Origin of the sequence: Polaribacter sp. (genome assembly GCF_965660385.1) — a bacterium.
Taxonomy (GTDB): domain Bacteria; phylum Bacteroidota; class Bacteroidia; order Flavobacteriales; family Flavobacteriaceae; genus Polaribacter.
Genome location: NZ_CBFHZT010000021.1, coordinates 50,602 through 57,790, shown reverse-complemented (window position 1 = coordinate 57,790; position 7,189 = coordinate 50,602). Strand labels below are relative to the sequence as shown.

The following is a 7,189-nucleotide window of genomic DNA, read 5'->3' as shown; positions in this document are numbered from 1 at the left end:
CCACTTTAATAATCTTTTTCTAATTTTTTCGGCATTCCAAGGTTGTTTGTTTAATCGAATTTGTTTTCCTCTATCACCATCAATCCAGTATTCTATTTTTCTAAATACCATTTCCATAAAAATGGTTTGTGGACAAATCCATCCACAGAAAATACGACCAAAAACAACTGTAAAAAGAATTACAAAAACAACACCTGTAATCATGGAGATTACCAATAAGTGAAAATCTTGTGGCCAAAATGGGAATCCAAAAATATTAAATCTTCTTTCTAGAACATTAAATAATAAAAATTGATTGCCATTTATTTTGATAAATGGAGAGGACAATAAAATAGCCAGCAATAAATAGCTAACGTAACTTCTATATTTATAAAACTTACCACTTGGCTTTTTAGGAAATACCCAAGAACGTTTACCTTCTTCGTTTATAGTACCAATACTATCTCTAAATTGTTCGTTCTTGGGCGCTTCCATACTTACTACTTATTACTAACTTAATTAAAACATTTATTCTTCCCAGATTTCTCCTTGAGGTGCTTTTGCTTTAGCTGGTGTTGTACCTTGTAAAGACAACACATAACTAGATACTTTTGCAATATCTTCTGCTTTTAAGGTTTTATTCCAAGCAATCATACCTTTACCATCTCTACCACCTTTAGAAACGGTATTAAATACGTTTTTAATTCCACCTCCTAAAATCCAGTATTCATCTGTTAAATTAGGTCCTATTTGTCCTCCTCCATCAGCTAAATGACAAGAAGCACAGTTTAAATTAAAAATTGCTTTTCCTCTTTTTAAGTCTGAAGGATCTGTTAACAAAGTTAAATTTGCAACGTCAAAAACATCTGGAGAAGAGGCTTTATATTTATTAATTTCTATTCTAGCTTCAGCGACTGCTTTTTGATATTCCATTTCTTGTGAATCTCCTCCCAAAACATGAAAACGAACTAAATAAACTACAGCGAATACAATAGTAGCATAAAACATATAGACCCACCAAGGTGGAAGTGAATTGTCTAACTCTTTAATTCCATCGTAATTATGGTCTAAAACAATCTCTTCTTCTTGGTCTATCGATTTTGCTCTAGTCCATTTTACCAATAATTTTTTTATCCAAAGATTTGGATCTTCAGGGATGATCCCCTCTTTTTCATTTTGTAACTCTTTGGCTTTGTTCATAGCCATAACACTTACAATTTCTTTTAACACCAATACTGCTACAAAGCCTATAAGTGCTAACCAAACTAATGGGTTTTCATAAATATTTAAAGGATTTTTATACGCTGTAAATGCATTAACCAGTGCAAAAAATGTTACTAAAATAAATAGTATATAAACTGTTGATTGAATCTTTTTTTTCATTTCTAATAATTTTAATGGTCTAGAGGAATGTTACTAACCTTACTGATATAATCTTTTCTTGCGGTAAACACCCACCAAAACAAGGCAACAAAAAAAGTAAAGAAGATAACTAATGATATAAGCGGATATATTTCTATACCAGTTATACTTTCCATATGATTTTTTACAAATTTTAACATCGTCTTAATTTTTTGAAAGTTGTTGTTCGTCTTTTACTTTAATATCTGTACCTAATCTTTGTATGTAGGCTATTATTGCAACAATTTCTCTGTCTTTCATTTCCACAAAATCTTGTCCATTTTCCTTGGCATATTTTTTATCATCTTCATAATTCTTTGCAAAATCAGGATCTTGATACAAACTCTCTTCGATTTTCTTTCCTTGAGCATCCATTAATTGTTGTGCATTCGCAATTTCTTCTTCGGTATATGGAACACCTAAACTTACCATTGCCTCCATTTTACTTTCAGTATCTGACTTGTCTAATTTATTTCTTACCAACCATTTGTAAGAAGGCATTATAGATCCTGGAGATGTACTTTGTGGATCGTACATATGATTCAAGTGCCAACTGTCATTGTATTTTTGACCAACTCTATGCAAATCTGGCCCAGTACGTTTACTTCCCCATAGAAATGGATGATCGTACACATATTCACCTGCTTTAGAATACTCACCATAACGTTCTACCTCACTTCTAAAAGGACGAATCATTTGCGAATGACATCCTACACATCCTTCTCTAATGTACAAATCACGCCCTTCTAACTCTAAAGGTGTATAAGGTTTTACACTACTTATTGTTGGAATATTAGATTTTACTAGTAATGTTGGAATAATTTGAACCACACCACCTATTAAAATTGCTACTGTAGCATATAAAGTTAACTTAACAGGTTTTCTTTCTAACCAAGTATGGTACCCTTCTCCTTTAGTTCTATACTTAGATACTTTTGTTAATGCAGCAGCTTCTGCCAATTCGTCTTCTACACCACTACCAGATCTAACCGTTTTAACAACATTATATAGCATAACAATTGCTCCAAGAATAAACATACTTCCTCCAATTGCACGCATCCAATACATAGGTATTATTTCGTTTACAGTTTCTAAAAAGTTACCATAAGTTAAAGAACCATCTGGATTAAATTGTTTCCACATTGAAGCTTGTACAAAACCGGCTACATACATTGGTAAAGCATATAAAATAATACCTAAGGTGCCAATCCAAAAGTGAAAGTTTGCCAATGCTTTAGAGTACAATGTTGTTTTAAACATTCTTGGAATTAACCAATACAACATACCGAAAGTAAAGAAACCATTCCAAGCTAAAGCACCCACATGCACGTGTGCAATAATCCAATCAGAAAAGTGTGCAATTGCGTTTACATTTTTAAGTGATAACATTGGCCCTTCAAAGGTTGCCATACCATAACCAGTAATTGCAACAACCATAAATTTTAAGGTAGGATCAGTTCTTACTTTGTCCCAAGCTCCACGTAAAGTTAATAATCCGTTTATCATACCTCCCCAAGATGGAGCTATTAACATTACCGAAAATGCTACACCTAAGTTTTGCGCCCAGTTTGGCAATGCAGAATATAATAAATGGTGAGGTCCTGCCCAGATATAAATAAAAATCAAAGACCAAAAGTGTACAATTGATAAACGATAAGAATATACTGGCCTATTTGCTGCCTTAGGAACAAAATAATACATTAATCCTAAAAATGGAGTAGTTAAGAAAAATGCCACAGCATTATGTCCATACCACCATTGTACAAGTGCATCTTGCACACCTGCATAAACAGAATAACTTTTTAAAGCTGTTACAGGTAACTCTAAACTATTAAAAATATGCAAAACAGCTACAGTAACAAATGTTGCTAAATAAAACCATATAGCCACATATAAATGACGTTGTCTTCTTTGCAAAATAGTCCAAATCATGTTTGCACCAAATGCAACCCAAACCAATGCAATAGCAATATCTATTGGCCACTCTAATTCTGCATATTCTTTAGAAGTTGAGTATCCTAAGGGTAATGTAATTGCAGCAGCTACAATAATTAACTGCCAACCCCAAAAATTAAAATTACTTAAAAAGTTACTCGCCATTCTTGCTTTTAATAACCTTTGTAACGAGTAATAAACCCCAGCAAAAATAGCATTCCCTACAAAGGCAAAAATAACGGCATTTGTATGTAATGGTCTTAAACGCCCAAAACTTAACCAAGAAATTCCCTCTGTAAGATTTGGGAACAAAAACATAAAAGCTAGTAGTAGACCTACTGTAAAGCCTACTATACCCCACAACAAGGTAGCATAGATAAACTTTTTAACGATTTTATTATCGTAATAAAACTGTTGCATTTCCATAATTTAGTATTTAATTCTAGTTGATTTTCTTATTATCTTTTATCAATTCATCATCAAAGAGCATTCGTACAGAAGGTGTGTATGAATCATCATACTGCCCTTTTTTTACTGAATAAATAAATGCAATAAAGAATACAATGGCCACTATTATACTTAGTGTTAGTAGTAGGTATATTACGCTCATATCTTGCCTGATAATTTGATGGTTCAAAGATAAATGTGAACGTTTTCTTAAAATATGACATTTGTCATAATTTAAAAAATTAAGTAAAAAATATAAATCTTCACAAAATACAAACGCATAAAAAATTATGATTGTGGCAACTTTATAACCATTTTACTATAACAAATGTAGTTATAACAAATACATATTTATTGAGAATGATGGTCTTAGAATAGCGTAAAAAAAACTTTAGACATGTATTCCTTAAAAATTAATAATGAAACAATTTTTTTATTTGAGAAAATTTCAAGTCAAAATTTAGAACAAGATATTTGGCTAAAAATCAGTGCTCTCTATACTTTCGCTTCGTTATTGCTCTATAATCAGGTAAAAAATATTTTAAATTCAATATTTCAATATTATTCGCACTAACAATAATCACTTTTTTTTGCTAAAATTTAAAACAGGTTAACTAAAATTCTATTGTTAAATCAATCTTAAAGTCAAAGCAATTTTTAATTCTATAAATTTTGATATCTATTTTTTTGTAACTTACACCAACAATATTAAAACAGTTCTAATGCCAAACTATACATTACTCATAAATGGAAAACAACGCAGTGTAACTGCAGATGCTGATACGCCCTTACTTTGGATTTTGAGAGACGAATTGAACTTGGTAGGCACAAAATTTGGTTGTGGAATTGCACAATGTGGAGCATGCACAGTTCATATAGATGGTGTAGCTACAAGAAGCTGTCAAATGCAAGTATCTATTTTAGATGGCGTAAAAATTACAACTATAGAAGGATTATCTGAAGATGGAAAACATCCAGTGCAAGAAGCATGGAAAGAACTAGATGTACCTCAATGTGGCTATTGTCAAGCAGGACAAATTATGACAGCATCAGCTTTTTTATCAGAAAATAAAAATCCTTCTGAAGAAGAAATTAGAAAAGCCATGCATGGAAATATTTGTAGATGTGCATCATACAATAGAATTGAAAAGGCTGTAAAAGTAGCTTCAGAAAAAATGTCATAATCCACTTTAAACTGATAAAAATGAAATCTCAACTCAATACAAATTTTAGTAGAAGAAATTTTTTAAAAACATCAGCTTTAGCAAGTGGTGGATTATTAATTGGTTTTAATTTCTTAACAGCATGTAGGTCTGAAGCAAAAATGCCAGTAGATATAGCAAACTTAAATTTTAACGATTTTAATGCCTTTATTAAAATTTCTGATGAAGGTTATGTAACTATTTTTTCGCCAAATCCAGAAATTGGGCAGGGTGTAAAAACTTCTATGCCAATGATTATTGCAGAAGAATTAGATGTAGAATGGAAAAATGTAACCGTAGCACAAGGTGTTTTAGACACCAAAAATTATAGAAGGCAAATTGCTGGCGGAAGTCAATCTATTAGATCTAGTTGGACTGCATTAAGAGAAACAGGTGCTACAGCAAAACAGATGTTAATAAATGCAGCTGCTGCAAAATGGGGTGTAGATGCATCCACTTTAAAGGCTTCAAAAGGAATAATTACCAATGCAAATGGTGAAACATTAGGCTATGGTGCTGTTGTAAAAGAAGCTGCTTTATTAGAAGTTCCTGAAAAAATTACCTTAAAAGAAATTAAAGATTTTAGTATTATCGGTAGCAATGCTATTAATGTGGATATTGATAAAATTATTACAGGAAAACCTTTATTTGGCTTAGATTACAAAACAGAAGGTATGCTGTATGTATCCGTTTTAAGACCTCCTTCTTTTGGGCAAGTTTTAGAGTCGTTTGATGCTACTGAAGCAAAAAATATTTCTGGAGTTGTGGATGTAATTACAATTGGTGAAAAAGCAAGAAGTTTTTTAGATAAAGGTTATGTAAGTTGGACAGTAGCGTTGAGTAAAAGTGATAAGGTTGTTGTTATAGCTACTTCTACTTGGGCAGCCATAAAAGCTAAAAAAGCGATAAAAGCAGTCTGGAAAAACTCAACTGAATTAGAAAGTACAGCATTACATCACAATAAATTAACTGCAATTTTAGAGAGTAAAAAAAGTAATGTATTAAGAGAAGATGGTAATATTAAACAAGCATTTAAAGAAGCAGATACTATTTTAGAAAAAACATATTCCTCTCCTTTTTTACCTCATAACTGCATGGAACCCATGAATTTTTATGCAAATGTAACTGCAACCAAAATAGATTTGGTTGGACCTACCCAAACACCAAGTGAAGTTCAAAAATCGGTAGCAGTACTTTTGGATAGAAATAAATACGAAATTAATGTAGAAATGACCAGAATGGGTGGTGGCTTTGGTAGAAGATTGTATTCTGATTTTGCTATGGAAGCTGCAGAAATATCAGACAAAATAAATAAACCAATAAAAATGGTTTCAACTAGAGAAGATGATATGACTACAGGTGTTTACAAACCCGCTGTAAAATATAGAATTAAGGCTGCCATACAAGATGGTAAAGTTACAGGCTATCATTTAAAAGAAGCAGTTGTGAATGATAGTATGTATGGTTCTATTGCTCACTTTTTCCCTGCAGGATGTATCCCTAATTTTAAAGTAGAAACAGCAACCTATAATTCTAATATAACCACAGGAGCTTGGAGAGCACCTTATACCAATTTTTTAGCATTTGCAGAACAAAGTTTTTTTGATGAATTAGCCACAGAATTAAAAGTAGATCCCATACAATTGCGTTTAGATTTACTGCAAAACGTAAAAAACACAAACGATAAGAAAATTCGATATTCTGGTCAAAGAATGGAAGATGTTATTCAATTAGTGAAACAAAAAGCAAACTGGGGGAAATTACAAAATGGAATTTATCAAGGATTTGCTGCATATTATAGTCATAATACACATGTTGCAGAAATTGCAGATATTGTTTTAAAAGATGGTTTCCCTGTAATACAAAAAGTTACTGTTGCTGTAGATTGTGGAATTGTAGTAAATCCAACAGGTGCTAAAAATCAAGTTGAAGGTGGTGTTTTAGACGGAATTGGACATGCCATGTATGCTGATTTTTCTTTTAAAAACGGAAAACCAGATTCTAAAAACTTTGATACGTACAGATTAATTAGAATGCAGGAAACCCCAAAAGTTGAGGTTCATTTTGTGCAAAATGAATTATCTCCAACAGGATTAGGAGAACCAGGTTTACCACCTGCAGGTGGTGCAGTTGCTAACGCCATAAATGCTGCTTTAGGAAAACGTATGTATCGTCAGCCATTTATCAATCAACTTAAAAAAGAACGTATTTTAGGGTAACTATTA

The 7,189-nt window shown here is 32.0% G+C and carries 7 protein-coding genes; 2 read left to right on the top strand and 5 right to left on the bottom strand.

Going from position 1 to position 7,189, the window contains the following annotated elements; genetic code table 11:
- The 5 genes from ACTG3V_RS08390 to ccoS all read right to left on the bottom strand — a co-directional run.
- Positions 1-474, bottom strand: a 474-nt coding sequence (locus tag ACTG3V_RS08390) for a 4Fe-4S binding protein (protein ID WP_439131711.1), incomplete at its 3' end; no start/stop codon positions are given.
- A gap of 33 nt (positions 475-507) precedes the next feature.
- A complete protein-coding gene (locus ACTG3V_RS08385) occupies positions 508-1,362 on the bottom strand; it encodes a cbb3-type cytochrome c oxidase N-terminal domain-containing protein (RefSeq protein WP_439131710.1) in 855 nt (284 codons plus the stop codon).
- Between the two features lie 11 nt (positions 1,363-1,373).
- Positions 1,374-1,541, bottom strand: coding sequence for a CcoQ/FixQ family Cbb3-type cytochrome c oxidase assembly chaperone (locus tag ACTG3V_RS08380; RefSeq protein ID WP_439131709.1), 168 nt, complete (start codon positions 1,539-1,541; stop codon positions 1,374-1,376).
- A 4-nt stretch (positions 1,542-1,545) separates the two neighbouring features.
- Positions 1,546-3,741 (bottom strand): cytochrome-c oxidase, cbb3-type subunit I, encoded by a 2,196-nt coding sequence (ccoN, locus tag ACTG3V_RS08375; RefSeq protein ID WP_439131708.1) that lies wholly within the window; start codon positions 3,739-3,741, stop codon positions 1,546-1,548.
- 16 nt (positions 3,742-3,757) lie between these two features.
- Entirely contained in the window at positions 3,758-3,925 is a 168-nt protein-coding gene (gene ccoS / locus ACTG3V_RS08370; protein ID WP_439131707.1) for a cbb3-type cytochrome oxidase assembly protein CcoS, read from the bottom strand.
- A 559-nt stretch (positions 3,926-4,484) separates the two neighbouring features.
- Between ccoS and ACTG3V_RS08365 the strand changes: the two genes are divergently transcribed.
- Positions 4,485-4,946: a (2Fe-2S)-binding protein gene (locus tag ACTG3V_RS08365; RefSeq protein ID WP_439131706.1), complete on the top strand. Its 462-nt coding sequence runs from the start codon at positions 4,485-4,487 to the stop codon at positions 4,944-4,946.
- Between the two features lie 20 nt (positions 4,947-4,966).
- Positions 4,967-7,183, top strand: a complete 2,217-nt coding sequence (locus ACTG3V_RS08360) for a molybdopterin cofactor-binding domain-containing protein (protein WP_439131705.1) — start codon at positions 4,967-4,969, stop codon at positions 7,181-7,183.
- The last annotated feature ends 6 nt before the right edge of the window (positions 7,184-7,189 follow it).

What these genes read in the sequence shown, in the direction of transcription:
- ACTG3V_RS08385 (WP_439131710.1), bottom strand. Translation starts at nt 1,362, where the DNA reads ATGAAAAAAAAGATTCAATCAACAGTTTATATACTATTTATTTTAGTA.
- ACTG3V_RS08380 (WP_439131709.1), bottom strand. Translation starts at nt 1,541, where the DNA reads ATGTTAAAATTTGTAAAAAATCATATGGAAAGTATAACTGGTATAGAA.
- ccoN (WP_439131708.1), bottom strand. Translation starts at nt 3,741, where the DNA reads ATGGAAATGCAACAGTTTTATTACGATAATAAAATCGTTAAAAAGTTT.
- ccoS (WP_439131707.1), bottom strand. Translation starts at nt 3,925, where the DNA reads ATGAGCGTAATATACCTACTACTAACACTAAGTATAATAGTGGCCATT.
- ACTG3V_RS08365 (WP_439131706.1), top strand. Translation starts at nt 4,485, where the DNA reads ATGCCAAACTATACATTACTCATAAATGGAAAACAACGCAGTGTAACT.
- ACTG3V_RS08360 (WP_439131705.1), top strand. Translation starts at nt 4,967, where the DNA reads ATGAAATCTCAACTCAATACAAATTTTAGTAGAAGAAATTTTTTAAAA.